Annotated in this window: 16 protein-coding genes; 11 read left to right on the top strand and 5 right to left on the bottom strand. The window is 47.5% G+C overall.

What is annotated here, in order from left to right; all coding sequences use genetic code 11:
• Nucleotides 1-149: 149 nt before the first annotated feature.
• The 4 genes from metA to M3085_RS02895 are packed head-to-tail and all read left to right on the top strand — an operon-like array spanning nt 150 to nt 5,271.
• Nucleotides 150-1,073 carry a homoserine O-succinyltransferase gene (metA, locus tag M3085_RS02880; protein ID WP_178256084.1) on the top strand — a complete coding sequence of 308 codons (924 nt, stop codon included), beginning with the start codon at nt 150-152 and terminating at the stop codon, nt 1,071-1,073.
• The gene (locus tag M3085_RS02885) at nt 1,073-2,920 is read left to right on the top strand and encodes a peptidase U32 family protein (RefSeq protein WP_249052237.1); all 1,848 of its coding nucleotides are present in this window, start codon (nt 1,073-1,075) and stop codon (nt 2,918-2,920) included. Before metA ends, M3085_RS02885 begins: the two co-directional genes overlap by 1 nt.
• Complete coding sequence (locus M3085_RS02890; RefSeq protein ID WP_249052238.1) at nt 2,907-3,860, top strand: hypothetical protein; 954 nt, start codon at nt 2,907-2,909, stop codon at nt 3,858-3,860. The genes M3085_RS02885 and M3085_RS02890 overlap by 14 nt, the downstream gene beginning before the upstream one ends.
• A 13-nt stretch (nt 3,861-3,873) precedes the next feature.
• On the top strand, nt 3,874-5,271 hold the full coding sequence (locus tag M3085_RS02895; protein ID WP_178256081.1) for a methyltransferase RsmF C-terminal domain-like protein: 1,398 nt from the start codon (nt 3,874-3,876) through the stop codon (nt 5,269-5,271).
• 2 nt (nt 5,272-5,273) lie between these two features.
• Here M3085_RS02895 and M3085_RS02900 read toward each other — a convergent pair whose 3' ends face one another.
• Nucleotides 5,274-6,227, bottom strand: a complete 954-nt coding sequence (locus tag M3085_RS02900) for a hypothetical protein (RefSeq protein ID WP_225230950.1) — start codon at nt 6,225-6,227, stop codon at nt 5,274-5,276.
• Between the two features lie 340 nt (nt 6,228-6,567).
• Here M3085_RS02900 and aroC point away from each other — a divergent pair, with 340 nt between their 5' ends.
• A complete protein-coding gene (gene aroC / locus M3085_RS02905; RefSeq protein ID WP_249052239.1) occupies nt 6,568-7,650 on the top strand; it encodes a chorismate synthase in 1,083 nt (360 codons plus the stop codon).
• A gap of 18 nt (nt 7,651-7,668) precedes the next feature.
• On the opposite strand, the gene M3085_RS02910 is transcribed toward aroC, so the two are convergent.
• The gene (locus M3085_RS02910; RefSeq protein ID WP_191710356.1) at nt 7,669-8,109 is read right to left on the bottom strand and encodes a hypothetical protein; all 441 of its coding nucleotides are present in this window, start codon (nt 8,107-8,109) and stop codon (nt 7,669-7,671) included.
• A gap of 105 nt (nt 8,110-8,214) precedes the next feature.
• Here M3085_RS02910 and M3085_RS02915 point away from each other — a divergent pair, with 105 nt between their 5' ends.
• Nucleotides 8,215-9,573: a dipeptidase gene (locus M3085_RS02915; RefSeq protein ID WP_249052240.1), complete on the top strand. Its 1,359-nt coding sequence runs from the start codon at nt 8,215-8,217 to the stop codon at nt 9,571-9,573.
• Between the two features lie 284 nt (nt 9,574-9,857).
• On the opposite strand, the gene M3085_RS02920 is transcribed toward M3085_RS02915, so the two are convergent.
• The gene (locus M3085_RS02920; protein ID WP_191710354.1) at nt 9,858-10,511 is read right to left on the bottom strand and encodes a DUF1349 domain-containing protein; all 654 of its coding nucleotides are present in this window, start codon (nt 10,509-10,511) and stop codon (nt 9,858-9,860) included.
• Nucleotides 10,512-10,611: 100 nt separating this feature from the next.
• On the opposite strand from M3085_RS02920, the gene M3085_RS02925 reads away from it, so the two are divergent.
• Nucleotides 10,612-11,373: a response regulator transcription factor gene (locus M3085_RS02925; protein WP_249052241.1), complete on the top strand. Its 762-nt coding sequence runs from the start codon at nt 10,612-10,614 to the stop codon at nt 11,371-11,373.
• Here M3085_RS02925 and M3085_RS02930 read toward each other — a convergent pair.
• Together M3085_RS02930 and M3085_RS02935 are read right to left on the bottom strand one after the other, a co-directional pair.
• Nucleotides 11,365-12,390 (bottom strand): endonuclease, encoded by a 1,026-nt coding sequence (locus M3085_RS02930; RefSeq protein ID WP_410554094.1) that lies wholly within the window; start codon nt 12,388-12,390, stop codon nt 11,365-11,367. The two genes, M3085_RS02925 and M3085_RS02930, sit on opposite strands and share 9 nt — an antisense overlap.
• Nucleotides 12,387-13,844 carry an aminoacyl-histidine dipeptidase gene (locus tag M3085_RS02935; RefSeq protein WP_249052242.1) on the bottom strand — a complete coding sequence of 486 codons (1,458 nt, stop codon included), beginning with the start codon at nt 13,842-13,844 and terminating at the stop codon, nt 12,387-12,389. Before M3085_RS02935 ends, M3085_RS02930 begins: the two co-directional genes overlap by 4 nt.
• Nucleotides 13,845-13,996: 152 nt before the next feature.
• On the opposite strand from M3085_RS02935, the gene M3085_RS02940 reads away from it, so the two are divergent.
• The 4 genes from M3085_RS02940 (at nt 13,997) to M3085_RS02955 (ending at nt 18,720) form a co-directional block, all read left to right on the top strand.
• On the top strand, nt 13,997-14,206 hold the full coding sequence (locus M3085_RS02940; RefSeq protein ID WP_178256074.1) for a hypothetical protein: 210 nt from the start codon (nt 13,997-13,999) through the stop codon (nt 14,204-14,206).
• 44 nt (nt 14,207-14,250) lie between these two features.
• On the top strand, nt 14,251-14,853 hold the full coding sequence (locus M3085_RS02945; RefSeq protein WP_178256073.1) for an OmpH family outer membrane protein: 603 nt from the start codon (nt 14,251-14,253) through the stop codon (nt 14,851-14,853).
• 146 nt (nt 14,854-14,999) lie between these two features.
• Entirely contained in the window at nt 15,000-16,196 is a 1,197-nt protein-coding gene (locus M3085_RS02950; protein ID WP_204500176.1) for a TonB family protein, read from the top strand.
• 325 nt (nt 16,197-16,521) lie between these two features.
• Nucleotides 16,522-18,720, top strand: a complete 2,199-nt coding sequence (locus M3085_RS02955; protein WP_191710352.1) for a S9 family peptidase — start codon at nt 16,522-16,524, stop codon at nt 18,718-18,720.
• Nucleotides 18,721-18,751: the final 31 nt, after the last annotated feature.

An 18,751-nucleotide genomic window follows, 5' to 3' on the forward strand; every position in this document is an offset into this window, starting at 1 on the left:
ACCATTACGCAACCGTATATGTTGGTTAACGCATACGTATGTGTTGACCAACATATACGGTAGAATTTTTTCAACGACTTTTTAAGGAAGGTGCGTGGTATCGAGGCAACAAATTTATTACCTTTGCCCGAAAATAAAACTAACCAGCTATGCCACTTAATTTACCCGACCGGCTTCCGGCTATTGACCTGCTGAAGGAAGAAAATATATTTGTTATCGACAGTTCGCGTGCCACCACGCAGGATATCCGTCCGCTGAAGATTGTCATCCTCAACCTGATGCCTATCAAAATAACGACGGAAACCGACCTTATCCGTTTGCTTTCAAACTCTCCGCTTCAGATAGAAGTCAGCTTCATGAAACTGAAAAGCCACACGTCGAAAAATACCCCGATAGAACACATGAAAGCGTTTTACCGCGATTTCGACCTGATGCGCGACGAGAAGTTCGACGGCATGATCATCACCGGTGCGCCCGTAGAGTTGTTAGACTTTGAAGAGGTGAATTACTGGCATGAGATTCAAGACATTTTCAACTGGACCCGCACGCACGTCACCTCTACTTTTTACATCTGCTGGGCGGCACAGGCGGGGCTGTATCACCATTACGGCATACCGAAATATCCGCTTCCGAAAAAGATGTTCGGCATATTCGAACACCATATCTGCGAAGGTTTCCAGCACTTGCCTATCTTCCGCGGATTCGACGATGTGTTTTTCGTTCCCCACAGCCGCCATACGGAAGTGCGCCGCGAGGACATCGAACGCTGTCCGGCGCTACGCATCATCTCCGAGTCGGCCGATTCGGGCGTACACATCGTAATGGCACGCGGCGGACGTGAGTTTTTCGTAACCGGACATTCGGAATATTCGCCCTACACACTCGACACGGAATATCGCCGCGATTTGGCAAAGGGGCTGGCTATCGACATGCCGAAGAATTACTACCGTCATGACCAGCCCGATGAGGGACCGCTGGTGAGATGGCGCAGCGTGGCAAACCTGCTGTTTTCTAACTGGCTGAACTATTACGTTTATCAGGAAACTCCTTACGATATTAACCAAATCAAGTAATGAAGAAACAACGCTTGATAGAACTGCTTGCTCCGGCAAAGAATGTGGAGTGTGGCATAGAGGCTGTAAACCACGGGGCAGATGCTGTTTACATAGGCGCACCCCGATTCGGGGCACGTGCGGCGGCGGGAAACTCGATAGAGGACATCGCTGCATTAGTGGCGTATGCACATATATATAATGTACGTATCTACGTAACGGTGAACACGATTCTTCGCGATGAAGAGTTAAGTGATACCGAAAAACTTATCTGGGAACTTTACCGCATCGGTGTGGATGCACTGATTATCCAAGACTTGGGCATCACGCGACTGAACCTGCCCCCTATCCCGCTTCATGCCAGCACGCAGATGGACAACCGCAGTGTGCAGAAAGCCCGGTTTCTCGCCGAAGCGGGATTCCGCCAGATAGTGCTTGCCCGCGAACTGACACTCGATGAGATAGCAAAGATACACGCAGCCTGCCCCGACACGTTGCTCGAAGTATTTGTTCACGGTGCGCTGTGCGTAAGTTACAGCGGACAGTGTTACGTCAGTCAGGCGTGTTACGGACGCAGCGCCAACCGTGGTGAGTGCGCACAGTTCTGCCGCCTTGCTTTCGACATGGTAGATGCCGACGGCAAAGTGATAGCAAAGGACAAACACCTGCTTTCGCTGAAAGACATGAACCAAAGCGAGAATCTGGAAGCCTTGCTCGATGCGGGAGCTTCTTCGCTGAAAATAGAAGGCAGACTGAAAGACGTGGCTTACGTAAAGAACGTTACGGCATATTATCGGAAAAAGCTGGACGAAATATTCAGACGCCGTCCGGAATATGCCCGCGCGTCTTCCGGACGTGTAAAGCTGGGATTCCGTCCCCAATTAGATAAAAGTTTCAGCCGGGGCTTTACCGATTATTTCTTGCACGGGCGTAACCGCAATATTTTTTCGTTTAACACACCGAAGTCGATGGGCGAAGAGGTAGGAACGGTAAAAGAAGTGCGGAACAATTATCTGAGTGTGGCGGGTATCACTTCTTTCAATAACGGTGACGGACTGTGCTACATAGACGAGCAGGGTAAGCTGTGCGGATTCCGGGTGAACCGCGTGGAGGGCAACAAGCTATTCCCTCAAGAGATGCCCCGAATAAAGCCCAAGACCAAGCTGTACCGTAATTTCGACCAAGAGTTTGAACGGCAGATGCAAAAGAAATCGGCAGAAAGGAAAGTGGCAATAAACATGGCGTTCGAAGAAAACGCTTTCGGCTTTACACTTTCGCTGACCGATGAAGACGATAACCGCATCAGCGTTACGTTGCCCCGCGCAAAAGAGGCGGCGCGTACCCCTCAAACAGAAAACTTGCGCAATCAGTTAAGCAAGTTGGGCAATACGCCTTTCGAAGCGGAAGCCATCCAAATCAACCTTTCTGCCGATTGGTTCATTCCTTCTTCCGAACTGGCAGACTTGCGCCGTCGGGGAATCGAAGCATTATTAGCCGCCCGACGCATCAACTACCCGCAACAATGGGAACGATTACCCGAAACGCATCATGCTTTCCCGGTACAAGAGTTAACGTATGCAGGCAATGTGATGAACAAATCGGCATACGGATTCTACTTGTCGCACGGGGTACGGCGCATTGCTCCTGCCTTTGAAAAAGAAGCACCGGCCGATGCCGTACTCATGACGTGTAAGCACTGCCTGCGTTACAGCATGGGATGGTGTCCTACCCGCCAAAAGACACGCTCGCCTTACCGTGAGCCTTACTATCTGATAAGCGGAGACGGACGACGCTTCCGTCTGGAATTCGACTGCAAAGCATGTCTCATGAAAGTTTTAACGGATACCGACAGCCATGCGACCCACTAAATATTTGCTATTGCTATTCTTGCTGGCTATATGTGTCAGTGCCTGCCATTTCCGGACAGGGGCATCCGCTTCCGTCAATGGACAGACGGAACTAACAGATTCTTCCATTCAAACACGCCCCTATCCGTTAAGTTCCAACTTCAAGGTACTTGCCGATACGCTTTGGCTGCACCAGCTGCCGTTTACCGACTCTGTCCCGGTAACGTGTGACGATGAGCTGGTGTTTGCCGAATTTGCTATTCATCCTGAAGACTCAGCCGATTCGGTATGGGTTAAAGTGGCACGCGACCAAGCCACCATCGGGTGGATTCAGGAAAAAACGCTTTTAGAAAACATTGTCCCTGTTGACCCCATTTCGCAATGTATCCACTGGTTCAGCAGTTCACGTGCCTTAGCTTTCTTCTCCATCTTAGGAATATTCTTCTTATGGACTGTTTATAGAGCCGTAAGTAAAAAGCAAATCAAACTGATTTGGGTTAATGATATAGACAGCATATTTCCCATCACACTGTCATGGCTACTGGCGGCAGCAGCTACCCTTTATAACAGCCTGCAACAGTTTGCTCCGCATACGTGGGAGTGTTATTATTATAATCCTTCGCTCAATCCTTTCGAACAAACATTTTTATTAAGCCTATTTTTGCTTTGCCTCTGGCTCATCGCGCTGGTAGGTATAGCCATGCTCGACGACCTTTTTCACCAGACCACGCTTGAAGTTGCTTTCTTCTACCTCCTCGGATTAGCCTCATGCTGTATTTTCTTATATATATTCTTTACATATATATGGATTTACGCAGCCTATCTTTGTTTTGCTGCTTATACGATATGGTGCATCCAACGATTACGAAATGCAGCGTGTTATCCGTATGCCTGCGGAGCTTGCGGAGCCAAAATGAAAAACAAAGGAATCTGTCCCCACTGCGGAGCATTAAACAAATAAAAAAGAAAAGATAATGAACCTGCCTTTTGATTTTATAGAACAGACTCGCCAACTGATGGGCGCGGAAGCCTGTAACGAACTTTGCGAAGCGCTGACCCGCGAAACGCCTGTAAGTATCCGCATGAATAACGACAAATGTCCGCTTCATCCGCTTCATGCAACTCCCGTAGCATGGAGCAAGGGATGGTACTTAGACTATCGGCCCACGTTTACATTCGACCCCCTGTTTCACGCCGGGTGTTACTACGTGCAGGAGGCGTCATCAATGTTTGTCGAGCAGGCGTTACGACAATATGTTCACGAGCCGGTGGTCATGCTCGACCTTTGTGCAGCTCCGGGAGGTAAATCCACATTGGCACGCTCCGTATTGCCAGAAGGCAGTCTGCTGGTGGCAAACGAAGTTATCCGGAACCGTTCGCAGGTATTGGCCGAAAACCTGATAAAGTGGGGGCATCCTTCGGTAGTTGTTACAAACAACGACCCAGCCGATTTTGCAGAATTGGGAGGAGTGTTCGATGTTATCCTGACCGATGTTCCCTGTTCGGGAGAAGGCATGTTCCGCAAAGATGAAACAGCCGTTTCGGAATGGAGTTTGGAGAATGTAAATGTATGCTGGCAGCGTCAACGGCGCATCTTACAAGCCATTTGGGGATGCCTGAAACCAAACGGCATACTGATTTACAGCACATGCACATTCAACCGCGAAGAGAATGAGGACAATGTAGCGTGGATTGCCCGTGAATTGGGGGCTGAGGTGCTTCCGATAGAAACCGATGCTGCTTGGAATATTTCCGGAAACCTTACCGGAGGTGAGTTCCCTGTTTACCGCTTCCTGCCTCACCGCACAGAAGGAGAAGGTTTATTTCTCGCTGTATTGCGTAAAACTTGTGAAGACTCTTATGAACCGGCATCCAAACGCAACAAGAAGAACAAGCCGACAGACAAAAAACAAACCGTAGCTTACCCCAAAGCTGTAACCGAATGGATAGCAGACCACAAACAATACGAGTTTTCGGCAGAAAACGGTACGATAACCGCTTTTCCTGCCACTTGGAAAGATTTATACATGCGGATGAAACAAACGCTCCGAGTAATTCATGCAGGTATTACGCTGGCTGAGCAAAAAGGTAAAGACTGGCAACCGTCTCATTCACTGGCTATGAGTACACAACTTGCCCCACAGGTTTTCCCGCTGGCAGACCTCACTTACGAGCAGGCCATTGCTTACCTCCGCAAAGAAGCTATAACGCTGGATGCTTCCATTCCGAAAGGCTACGTCATACTAACGTATCAAAACCATCCGTTAGGCTTCGCTAAAAATATCGGAAACCGAGCCAACAATCTTTATCCTCAAGAATGGCGCATCCGCAGCGGTTATATGCCTGAAGAAGTCAAAACACTTTTATTCTGATTTTATTTGCGCTTTAATACCTTGCGGATATTATCAAGAATTTCAGGAGTCGGAACTTCTGTCTTATTTAATATTACGTACGAAAAATTATCGGCAAGTATTTCTTCGGGATTCGTAACATTACGGGTGTTCTTACCTATCTGCGTATAGAGATCGGTAGCCTTATCAAGCGGATAAATAACTGTTTCTCCGTTCATCTGCACCGGAACGAACTGGTTGTTCAACGGAATTAATCCGACGCAAACGTACTCATTGAGGCTTCCGCTTTCGTAAGGACGGCTGGTATACATAATCATGGCACAATTCCGCTTACTGCCATCAATCGTAAATGTAGCATAATTGTCGTAACGGTTGATGTCGGGGTCGGATATGCGTTTCTCGATTACATCTGCCGGAAACAGAATCTCCCGATTAAGCACCGTGAAGCCTATCGTTTTATACATCGCACGCTTGAATACCAAGTCACTCCGTGTAAGGATATGGAAAAGTTCATGCGTCAACACCTGCTGCAAGCTGTCTTCCGAAGCCCCGCTCAAAAGGTTTTCGCCCAAAGCAATCCAGTTTTTACGCGCATATCCACTGCGGTTTCCCTCTTCTTTCATAGAGGTCTTCAGCAGGATTATCTCTTTCGGAAAATGAAGCGTAAATTTCTGCTTTTGTATCTGGTCGCTAATAGCCTTCATTGCTTTATTCACTTTTTCGCGGTCTTGGTCGCTCCAGTTTTGCGTTTCATTCATCGCCAATGTCAGAAATTGCGATTTGCGTCCGTCCTTCTTCTGCAAACGCACCTCTACGTCAAACTGATTCAAACTATTCGTATACTCGTCGATATCGGTTATCAACATTTGAGCTTCTGCCCGCGTTGCAAAGCGATAAGGGATCGTATTCTGCGCCCATGCAGCAGCAGTCCATAAAAAGCAGCCTAAAACAGCCAGAAATATGTTCGAGAATTTCATAATTGTATGTCGTTTAGCGTTATTTCCTGTTTCGGGCAGTAAATATAAGAGAATATTTTGGTTTTTTCTAACAAACCAAAGGAAAAATAGTAGAATAATTCATTGTATTGTTACGCCTGTCGACCGAAATTCCGATTTCTATACAGAAACATCTCCTTCCCTTTTCTCCGAACGCGCCACGGAATGAACTTTTGAGGTTACGGATACAGAAATTTAAATACAGCCTCACAAGCCTCCTCCTTCCTTCCGCCGTTTTTATCCGGTTTTGCATCTTTCGTTTTATTTTCTTACTTTTGTGTTTACAAATGTTTCTCATTTCAACTAAAAACGAACAAATATTATGTACAACAATACTTTTGGCAACATATTCCGCCTTACCAGCTTTGGAGAATCGCATGGGAAGGCAATAGGAGGAGTGATAGACGGTTTTCCTGCCGGAATATCCATTGATGAAGATTTCATCCAACATGAACTCGACCGCCGCCGCCCCGGACAGTCGGCGCTTACTACCGCACGCAAAGAGGCAGACAAGGTGGAGTTTCTGTCGGGTATCTACGAGGGGGTATCGACAGGATGCCCCATCGGATTCGTGATATGGAATACCAACCAACATTCCAACGATTATGACAACATGAAAGACGTATTCCGTCCCTCGCACGCCGATTATACTTATACGCAGAAATACAGTGTGCGCGACCATCGCGGAGGGGGACGCTCGTCGGCGCGGGAGACCATCGCGCGCGTTGTTGGCGGAGCTTTGGCGAAACTGGCGCTGAAGCAATTGGGCGTTACCGTAACCGCCTTTACCTCGCAAGTGGGAATTTATAAGCTGGATAAAGATTATACGCATTACGATTTGAGCGTGGCGGAAGAAAACCCGGTTCGTTGCCCCGACCCGGAGATGGCTAAACAGATGGGCGATTACATTTATAATATAAAAGGAGAAGGAGACACGGTAGGCGGAGTCATTTCGTGTGTGGTGAAAGGTTGCCCCATCGGACTGGGACAACCGGTATTCGGGAAACTGCACGCTGCGTTAGGCAACGCCATGCTCAGCATCAATGCAGCCAAAGGGTTCGAGTACGGACAGGGATTTGGCAGCATGAACCTGAAAGGAAGTCAGCAGAACGATTTATTTTATAATGACAACGGACATATCGCCCTGCGTACCAACCGTTCGGGGGGCATACAGGGAGGCATCAGCAACGGCGAGGACATTTATTTCCGAGTTGCGTTCAAGCCCGTGGCAACGGTGCTGATGGAGCAGCCTACGGTAGACGTGAACGGACGTGAAACCGTGCTTCAGGCACGCGGACGGCACGATGCATGTGTGCTTCCGAGAGCCGTACCCATCGTAGAAGCTATGACAGCCATGACGCTGTTAGACTATTACTTACTTGACCGCGCAAGCCGATTGTTTTAGCGCCTGCCGTTTAATTTTTTATTTCTGACTCAGAAGGGTTATTTCGTAAAGGGGATAACCCTCTGTATACTCATCCCAATATTGAGGATAAACCGCCCATACGATTCTTCCGCCCGAAACCTTCTTAACACGTGCCGTCGTAATTTCATCCGCTCCGTCGAGCCGAAGATAAACGTAAGAATGTTGCGACTTCTCGTCTGTCCACCAATTCCCGTCCGCCCGATAATCATCGCTTCCCGTCACGGTAAAACGTCCGTTATCAGCAAAATCAAGCATGTCTCCGGTATCGAAAGGCAAGTATGCCCAGCCGTCATGTCCGAGGTACTCAATGTCCTCTACCAGCCATTTTCCCGGCATGGTGCGCTCGCTGTTAATAAAAGGACTCTGCGTACAGGCAGCCATAGCCAGCACGACACATAATAACAACACACCAATCCCTCCGTAATTTTGTTTCTTCATAACGCATTCCGCTTATAGTTCTTTCAAAGCCAAATATACGTATAAATACGCTACGAGCGAAAAAAAATTATTATCTTAGCGGATAAACAAATAAATATAACACTTATGGACATCAGACAATACATTCAAAAAAACGAACCGCGCTTCCTCGACGAACTGTTCAGCCTTATCCGCATACCCAGCATAAGCGCACTGCCCGAACATAAAGACGACATGCTGGCTTGTGCCGAACGGTGGCGGCAGTTACTTCTCGAAGCGGGTGCAGACGAGGCGATGATTATGCCCTCGGAGGGAAACCCGCTGGTGTATGCCGAAAAGCGTGTGTCGCCCGAAGCCCCCACCGTACTGGTTTATGCACATTACGACGTAATGCCTGCCGAGCCGCTGGAGCTTTGGAACAGCAAACCGTTTGAACCGGAAATCCGCGACGGGCGTATTTGGGCGCGCGGAGCCGACGATGATAAGGGGCAGGCGATGATTCAGGTAAAGGCTTTCGAATACATGGTGCGCGAAGGGCTGTTGCGCCACAATGTGAAATTCATCTTTGAGGGCGAAGAAGAAATTGGCTCACCCAGCCTCAACGCTTTTCTGAAAGCACATCAGGAGTTGCTGAAGGCTGACGTAATATTGGTTTCCGACACGAGTATGTTAGGTGCCGACCTGCCCTCGCTCACCACAGGGCTGCGCGGATTGGCGTATTGGGAAATTGAAGTGACCGGACCCAACCGCGACTTACACTCCGGACATTTCGGGGGAGCTGTGGCAAACCCCATCAATACGCTGTGTGAGATGTTGGCTAAGATTGTCGATGAAGACGGACGCATCACCATCCCTCACTTTTACGATGACGTAGAGGATGTACCCGCCGCCGAACGCGAGATGATAGCCCGCATTCCGTTCGACGAAGAAAAATACAAAAAAGCAATCGGAGTCAAGGCTTTGAAAGGCGAAAAAGGATATTCTACGCTGGAACGGAACAGTTGCCGCCCTTCGTTCGACGTATGCGGCATCTGGGGCGGATACACGGGCGAAGGTTCAAAAACCGTATTGCCCTCGAAAGCGTATGCCAAAGTATCGAGCCGCCTCGTACCGCACCAAGACCACGAGAAGATTTCGCGCCTGTTTGTCGACTACATCCAATCCATTGCCCCGGAATACGTGGAAGTTAAAGTAACCCCGATGCACGGAGGAGAAGGCTATGTATGTCCCATCACCCTTCCTGCCTACCAAGCAGCCGAAAAAGGATTCACCAAAGCGTTCGGTCAGAAACCGCTTGCTGTACGCCGTGGGGGAAGCATCCCCATTATCAGCGACTTTGAACGGATTTTGGGCATCAAGACCGTGCTGATGGGATTCGGACTGGAAAGTGATGCCATCCACTCGCCCAACGAAAACTTTTCGCTCGACATTTTCCGCAAAGGAATAGAGGCCGTGGTAGAGTTTCATAAGGCATTCGGAGCGTAAACATTAAAACCCCATAAAAAAAACGCCGTTATGTATCACCCGACATAACGGCGTTTTTTTACAAGCCTGTTTATACCTTTTTGCCTCACGAGAACGCAAAAAGAAATCCGCCGATGACACACCCCCAAACGCTACCGTTAGTGTTGGTCATTCCATGCGGTAGAGTTGACCAATTCTATTCGGAGAACCGACCGGTTCTACCGCAAAGGTTTTCCTGCCTTTCCGACAAATCGTAATACACTAATAATAAAGCATTTACAAAACCCTATTTTACGGACAAATCATCACTCGGCAGAATTTTTCTCCAGCCATTCCAAGCGCCGCTTGTCCGGCAGATGCTTTACTTGGAAGTGTTCGAACCGGACATTAAAACCTTCCCCATCGGGACATGCTCCCATTACTCCCACTTTTATCGGCGTATTATCCGGCATCCACGCATTCCGCATCATGGTGTAAGTTTTGTCATCGAACGAATAAAATATTTCTATGGCGTCCAACCGTCTTACGGCTTTAATCCAGACACAAGACACAGGCTCATCGAGCGCAATCACACTCCAATCGCTTGTGTGATGGGTAACCACGGTGCTCAAATTGAATTTCCCATCAACGTACTCAATGCCTGCCTTGATATAATTTTCGTGGTCAATACGGAGCATCATCCCCGCTTGGTCGAAACGCACACGATAATCTCCCGTAATTTTTACCTTAGCCTCGAACTCTCCTCCGTATTCGGCATAATAAAAAGGTGCGTCATCAACCGTAAACCCGTAATGGGAAATGCGCCAATAATCACTGTGCGGAGTAACAAACATCGAAAGCGAGTTATCTTTAATCTCCCATTGTTCGGGTTCGTTAAACCAATTCATCTTCTCTAATGTCTGTGCAGAAAGCGCCTGCACTCCACAAAAAGCCCAAAGAGCAAATATTAGTTTCTTCATGTTATTTTATTTAGTTTTACTTCATTACATTTGCAAAGATAATCCGCCTTTCACAAGCGGGCAATACTGATAAATAACCATTTTCCATCTGCCTAACCACATGGATATACAGCAAACATTAAATAATAAACTGCTTAACCAAGAGTTTTCGACAACAGACAAGGACTGTGAAAGCATTTTAACCACCCATAAAATGACGGCTCGCACCTACGCCCGCACAGAAAATGCCATCGCAGTGCTCAGCGACATGAAAGCCAATATCAGCTATCTGTATTATGGGGGCGTGGCTGAAACACTGGACATAGCTCCCAAGAATACGGAACAAACCATTTCATCGATTTGGGAGGAAAAAATATTTAAACAGATTCACCCGGAAGACCTCGTCGAAAAATATGCGCAAGAGCTAAGGTTCTTTCATTTCTTAAAGAAAATGCCTGTTGAGAAACGTACCGACTATTATATAGCGAACCGCATACGCATGAGGAATAAAGATGGGAAATACTTTCCGGTTATCCACCGTATGTTTTACATAGCCAGTGCACCTAACGGAAGCATCTGGTTGGCGCTGTGTCTTTATAATTTATCTGCCACCGGAGAAAAGGCAGACAGCCGGATGATTATCGACACTTCGAACGGAACAGGCATAGAACCCGACAGGCTGTCGGAACAGAACATACTGACCACACGAGAAAAAGAAATACTGTCATTCATCGGTGAAGGGAAAGCAAGCAAAGACATCGCCCGGTTGTTATGTATCAGCATTAACACCGTGAACCGTCACCGGCAAAATATTTTAGAGAAATTACATGCCGGCAACTCGATTCAGGCGTATCAAATAGCTAAGGAGTTAGGTCTACTCTGAAACTTCCAACTCAAGCAAAACAGGAAGATGGTCGCTGTAACCGCCGTGGTATTTCATCCCCTTATAAGTGCGAAAGGGAATGTCTCCCCCGTAACGGTCGTCTTCCTCCAAAAGAAACGGATAGCGCAAGATGCAGGCAGCTTTATACGACGTATGAATACGCGGATTGCCTTCAAGCAGATAACCGCTGACTATCATCTGGTCGAGCGTTCCCCACTCGCCCCGGTAACGGTAAGTACCATCAGGCTTTCCGTCCATTAAGTTATATAATGTACGTGCCTCTATTTCCCCTTCGGGTTTCACCGCACCTACCACTTCCGCTATCGAGCGATTGGAAGGATAATCATTGAAATCTCCCATGATAATAACATTCGGACTTTGGCGGACTGCCATAATCGAGTCTGCCGCACGGCGCAAGTATCCGGCGGTAAAAAGACGATAAGGTTCGGTTTCTTTCTCTCCCCCCGAACGCGAAGGCAAATGACATACAAAAACATCAAGCGTATCGCCTGAAACCACACGCCCTGTCACGTGAAGAATATCGCGTGTAGGCCGTCGGTCAATCACCTGATTAGGGATGCGGATGGTTTGTGTATGAATACAGCGAAACGTGGCAGGCTGATACAATAACACCACATCAATTCCCCGCTCATCGGGCGAATCGGTCATAGCATACTTATATCCTGCCTCGCGCAGAGGCGAGTGCGACACCAAGCCTTTCACACAATACTCATTCTCAACCTCACATAATCCGACGAGGTCGGGCACCTGTTCATCTCCTGCCGCCATCACCACTTGGGCGATATTTTTCAACTTTTCATTGTATCGCGTCTGATTCCATCCGCGCGGACTGTCGGGAAGAAACTCTTTATCCTGTTTTAAGGAGTCGTGTCGGCAGTCGAAAAGATTCTCTACATTATACTCCATTACACGGAACGTTTGCTGAGCCGCAGCCGGCAGTCCCATTCCGGCAACGGCTACCAACAAACATAAAAATACGACTGTCTTCCGGCTCATGCTTTTACTGGAATATGAGCTAACACATCAATCAAATGTTTCCAGAACTTGTCTACCGTAGGTATCAGCATACGTTCATCGGGTGAATGCACACCGCGCAGAGTCGGTCCGAAAGAAACCATATCGAGCGACGGATATTTTTCAAGGAACAATCCGCATTCCAATCCCGCATGAATTGCTTTTACCTTAGGCTCTACCCCAAACAGACTCTTGTAGCTTTCCGTTGCCACACGAAGTATCTCCGAAGACGGATTAGGCTTCCAACCCGGATAACCTTCGCCTGTTGCAGTAACAGCTCCCCCCAACTCAAAAGCGGAACGAACCATTTGAGACATATCTTCACGTGACGAATGAATGGAGCTTCGCTGACTGGTTACTATCACGATTTTTCCATCTTTCTGTTTAACCGAAGCCAGATTAGAAGACGTTTCAACCAGCCCTTCTATATCTTGACTCATGGCATACACCCCGTTATGAACAGCATAAATGGCATGGAGAAAACGCTTCATCGATTCTTTTTCCATCACTTCGGGCTGAACTGCTTCCGATTCAAGCGTCATGGTTACGTTGGGCTCGGTTACTGAATATTCATTCTCTACGTCAGCAAGGAATACATTTAAATCGACACGTACAGCCTCTTTATTCTCCATCGGAACAGCACATACGGCATGGGCTTCGCGAGGAATGGCATTATGCAGATTACCGCCGTCAATAGAACACAAACGTAAATCGTAACGCTGCATCAAGCCCATCAGGTAACGGTTCAATAACTTATTGGCATTGGCACGGCCTTTATTGATATCATCGCCTGAATGACCACCCGTCAGACCCTGTACACCTACACGGAAAAAGAAGAAACCTTCGGGGGAAGGAACCATCGTACATGGGAATTCAGCATCGGTACGTGCACCGCCGGCACAGCCGATGAACAGTTCTCCTTCGTCTTCCGAATCCAGATTGATAAGGATTTCTCCATCCATGAAACCGTCTTTCAATGCAAAAGCGCCGGTCAGCCCTGTCTCTTCATCTACCGTAAACAAGCATTCCAGCGAACCGTGCTGAATGTCCGTCGAAGCCAGCACAGCCAGTTCCGCAGCCACCCCGATGCCGTTATCAGCTCCTAAGGTTGTACCTTTCGCGCGAAGCCATTCGCCGTCGATATAAGTTTCAATCGGGTCTACATCAAAATCATGTTGCGTATCGTTGTTCTTTTCGCAAACCATGTCCATGTGTGACTGAAGGATTACTTTCTTACGGTTTTCCATACCCGCAGTTGCAGGCTTCTTTATCAAGACGTTTCCGGCTTCATCTACTTTATACTCCAGTCCGTGAGTCTCTGCAAAGTGCGTTAAATACTCCCGTATTTTCCCTTCTTTCTTTGAAGGACGAGGCACTTGACACACTTCTTCAAAATAATGAAACACACATGCTGGTTTTAAATCTTTCTTTTCCATAATAATTGTTCTATTCATCTGAATTAATAATCAATATTCCGCAAAAATAAGTTAAATACACAGGTTTATCTCGCTCAAAATCTTTTTTTTGGCATAAAAGCCACAGAGATTATGACAAAAACTATATATTTGCACCACAAAAATAAGAAGAAATGCTCAAGACTATCTTGATAACAATGTTAATAGTTGCTATTTGCATCGCACTATTATCGGTTAAAATACTTCTGAAAAAGAACGGACGTTTCCCTAACACGCATGTAAGCGGAAGCAAAGCGATGCGTGAACGAGGCATCGGATGCGTGCAATCACAAGACCGAGAAGCACGGAAAAATAATCCGAATGCCATACCGGAACGAAAATAAAAAGAGAATAATTAACTAAAAAAGAAATACGAATAACTATCATTATGAAAAGAGCAAAGTATATCCTGAAAGGATTTTGTGCTATGGCTATGGCGTTGCTGTTCGTTCAATGCAACAACAGTAACAATGCTACATCAGAAAAAACAGTTCCGGCTACCGTTAATCCGGGAACAATGAAAATAGCTTACGTGGAAATAGACTCGTTACTGACCAAATACCGCTACTGGAACGAACTGAACGAGCTGATGATTCAGAAAGAAGAAAATATCCGCACTACGCTGAACGAAAAAGCCAAAGAGCTGGATCAGGAAATGCGCGAATTTCAACGTAAATTAGAAAACAATGGTTTCGTTAGCCGCGAACGGGCTGAACAAGAAAACCTCCGCCTGTCACAAAAACAACGCGATTTGCAGCAGCTTCAGGAAAAACTGGCTACTGACTTGCAAACTGAAAACCAGAAGAACAGCTTGCAGTTACGCGATTCGATCAATGCTTTCCTGCAAATCTACAACAAAGAAAAAGGTTACGACCTTATCATCAGCAATACGGGATTCGACAACTTGCTGTATGCTAACAAGGCATTTAACATTACGCAGGAAATCGTAGACGGACTGAACGCCCGCTACACGCCGCAAAATAAAAAATAAAACTTCATTACCCCTATAATACAACCAATTATTCAGGCGCGGATTACACGGGTTTCACGGTTCGAATAACGATATAAAGACCGTAATAATCTGTGTAAATCGTGCCTGATTTTTTATAATTTCACTCTTTCCACTCCGATTTGATTATGAAACGCTTTGTTTTCTTCTTATCCGTGCTGGCTCTAACGCTCGCTGGTAAACTTACTGCTTCAGGACAGACTCAAAAACAGACTTTCAACATCTGCGTTCTTAATACCGCAGGCGAGCCGCAAGTGGGAATGATTCTGAAGGTTAACGGATTCGGCAAAGAATACATAAGCGATGAACAGGGGGTGTTCAGCTTTGAGCAGGATATCAGCAAGAACTACGTGCGTACTGCTAATTTTTACTTCCCTACGGATAAGACCAAACCGGTCAAGTCGCTGCCGCTCGATGAGGCTGCCGCTGACACGTTGCTCTACATAGACCGCCCCGAAGACCTTGCCCGCTTCAAACAAAGCGGACGTACGTTTAGCGTACAGGGAAAACTGCTCAGCTACGGCAAGCCTGTTGCCGGAGCGGAAATCCAAATACAAGGAACTGGAAGAAAAGCCACCAGCAACCAGATGGGGGAATTTACCATTGACGCCGATTACAGTCACCTCATCGTGATTCGCGCCAACGGTATGGAGAACCGCTATCTGGAAATCCAGCCTTTCCTGACTCACACCGACGGACCTTACACCATTATGATGCGCCCGAAAGGTTCTGGAAGAATTTACTCGACAGTAGAACAAATGCCGGAATATCCGGGCGGGATGAAGGCGTTTTTCAACTACATAGACCGCAAACTCCGTCCCGCACAGCTTGCCGAAGAAACGGGTGTAGAAGGCGTAACGGTCATCCAGTTTGTGGTAGAAAAAGACGGAGAGGTAACTCTACCCAGCATTGTCCGTCCGCTGGATGCCCGGTTAGATACCGCCGCGCTTCAGGTTATCGAGACCATGCCGCGCTGGATAGCCGGCAAAGACAACGGTGTAAAGGTGCGGTGCAAATATTCCGTCCCCATCCGTTTCAAGAAACCTGCTCCGGCAGCTCCGCTTTCGCCGGAGGATTCTGTCCGCATGGTACTCCAAGCCCAGCGCGAAGACAGCATCAGCAAGTTGCCTCCACGTGCGGTGCGTACGCCTCTTGTTTCGAAATCGGAAATTCCGCTGCCCGAACTCAGTACGGCAGATTCCACACGCTTTAAAATTCCGGAACAGTATCTTGTCAAGTCCGATGCCTCCGTACGCCCCGAACCTAAAAAGCGTAATTTCATCGTACGCTTCTTCCGTTGGCTGTTCGGTAAAGGCAATGACTAATCTTATTTTATCACACTCCTTACGGCAATTCTTTTCTTAGCCGTAAGGAGTTTTTTTATCATCAAGCCCCGGTTTTATGACCCACACGGGTGAGTTATACAACCCTGCGTGGTGAGTTATATAACCCGGCAGGGTGAGTCGTACAACCCGCCAAGCCGGGTTATAAAAAACAAGCGGAAACACTTTCATGTTTATCCCCTTATCTTACCGTAACCTCCGTAAAAAACTTCAGAACAAAATTCCCTGATTATTTTAAGAATATATTCGCCCGATTCGTTACCTTTGCAAGCAACCTCAATAGCGAAACTAAAAACAAAAGATAATTATGAGAAAACTATTTGCTTTTATCTGTCTGCTGACCCTCGTACTCGGCGTGCAGGCTCAGAAAGTGACTTTACAGGATGTGGCGAACGGTACTTACCGTGCCCAAAGCATCCACGGGTTAAAGCCGATGTTAGACGGCGAACATTACACGCAAATCAGTCCCGACCATAAACGCATCGTGAAATATTCTTTCAAGACGGGCGAAGAAGTAGGCACGGTGTTCGATGTTGCCACGGCGCGAAACCACACGCTCAAGTCGTTCGACGATTATATCCTGTCGCCCGACGAAAGCCTCATCCTGATTCAAACGGAAACGAAACCCATCTATCGCCGCTCGTTTACCGCTGTTTACTATATCTACAACGTAAAAAACCGCACGCTCGAACCGTTGTCGGAAGGCGGACCGCAGCAAGTTCCGTTGTTCTCGCCAGACAGCCATCAGATAGCTTTCGTGCGTAACAACAACATATTCCTTGTAAAACTGCTTTTCGGGAACAGCGAATCGCAGGTAACGAAAGACGGTGAATATAACAAGGTGCTGAACGGCATCCCCGACTGGGTTTACGAAGAAGAGTTCGGGTTTAACCGCGCGTTCGACTTCAGTGCCGACAGTCGCATGATAGCTTACATCCGCTTCGACGAAAGCCAAGTGCCGATGTTCTCTTTCCCCGAATACAAAGGCATGTTCCCCTCACGGGACGAATACGCAAGCTATCCCGGCGCCTATACTTATAAATATCCGAAAGCCGGAGAAACGAACTCGACAGTCAGCGTACATACATTTGATATAAAGAGCCGCGTAACCCGCAAAATGAATCTGGAGATGGATGCCGACGGATACATTCCCCGCATCAAGTTTACTTCCGACCCCGAAAAACTTGCCATCATGACGCTGAACCGCCACCAGAACCGTTTCAATGTGTATATGGCAAATCCGCGCAGCGCCCTCTGTAAAACCGTTATCCGCGACGAAGCCGAACAGTATATCAAAGAACAAGCCTACTCTGACATTGTTTTCTACCCCGAAAACATCGTGATGATGAGCGAACGCGACGGATATAACCACCTGTATCTGTACAGCATCGGCGGAAATCTGATAAAACAGATCACCAGCGGAAAGTTTGAAGTGAAGGAATTTTTGGGATGGGATCAGAAAACCAACGTGTTCTACTACACGAGCAACGAAGAAAGTCCGCTCCGCTCGGCTGTCTACAAAGTGGACGGCAAAGGAAAGAAGACCAAGCTGTCAACACGTGTAGGTACGAACAACGCGCTGTTCAGCAAGAACTTTGCTTATTACATCAATACGTACTCAAGCAAAGATACCCCTACCCTCATTACGCTGAACAACAATAAGGGTAAGGAAATGGCTACGCTGATGGACAACGCCGAACTGAAATCGAAGGTGGCAAACCTGAATATGCCGACCAAAGAATTTTTCACATTCAAGACTCCCGATGGCGTAGAACTGAACGGATGGATGATGAAGCCTGCCCACTTCGACCCGAACAAGAAATATCCGGTGATTATGCACCAATACAGCGGCCCCGGCTCACAGCAGGTACTCGACCGCTGGGGAATCGGCAGTTTCGGCGACGGAGGCATGTTTGAAGCCTACATGTGCGACAAAGGTTACATCATGGTATGTGTAGACGGACGCGGCACGGGAGGACGAGGTGCAGCATTCGAGAAATGTACTTACCTTTTCTTGGGCGTAAAAGAATCGAAAGACCAAGCTGCTGCGGCACATTACCTGAGTACGCTGCCTTACATAGACGGAACGCGCATCGGAATCTGGGGCTGGAGCTTCGGAGGATATAACACGCTGATGTCGATGAGCGAAGGTTCGGGAGCATTCAAGGCGGGAGTAGCCATTGCCGCTCCTACCGACTGGCGTTTCTACGACAGCGTTTATACGGAACGTTTCATGCGCACACCGAAAGAAAACGGTGAGGGGTACGATGCTGGTTCTCCCATCAAACAGGCTGCCAAGCTGCAAGGCAAGTTGCTGCTGATACACGGCACTGCCGATGATAACGTTCATTTCCAGAACTGCGCCGAATACAGCGAAGCTTTGGTTCAGGCGAACAAGCAGTTCGACATGCAGGTCTATACGAACCGCAATCACGGCATTTCGGGCGGAAACACACGTAACCACCTGATGAACCGTGTTGCCGATTTCTTTATCGAAAACCTTTGATTGGTGAAGAATTAATAATGAATGATTAATA

It is taken from the genome of Bacteroides caecicola, from assembly GCF_023337095.1.
Taxonomy (GTDB): domain Bacteria; phylum Bacteroidota; class Bacteroidia; order Bacteroidales; family Bacteroidaceae; genus Phocaeicola; species Phocaeicola gallinarum.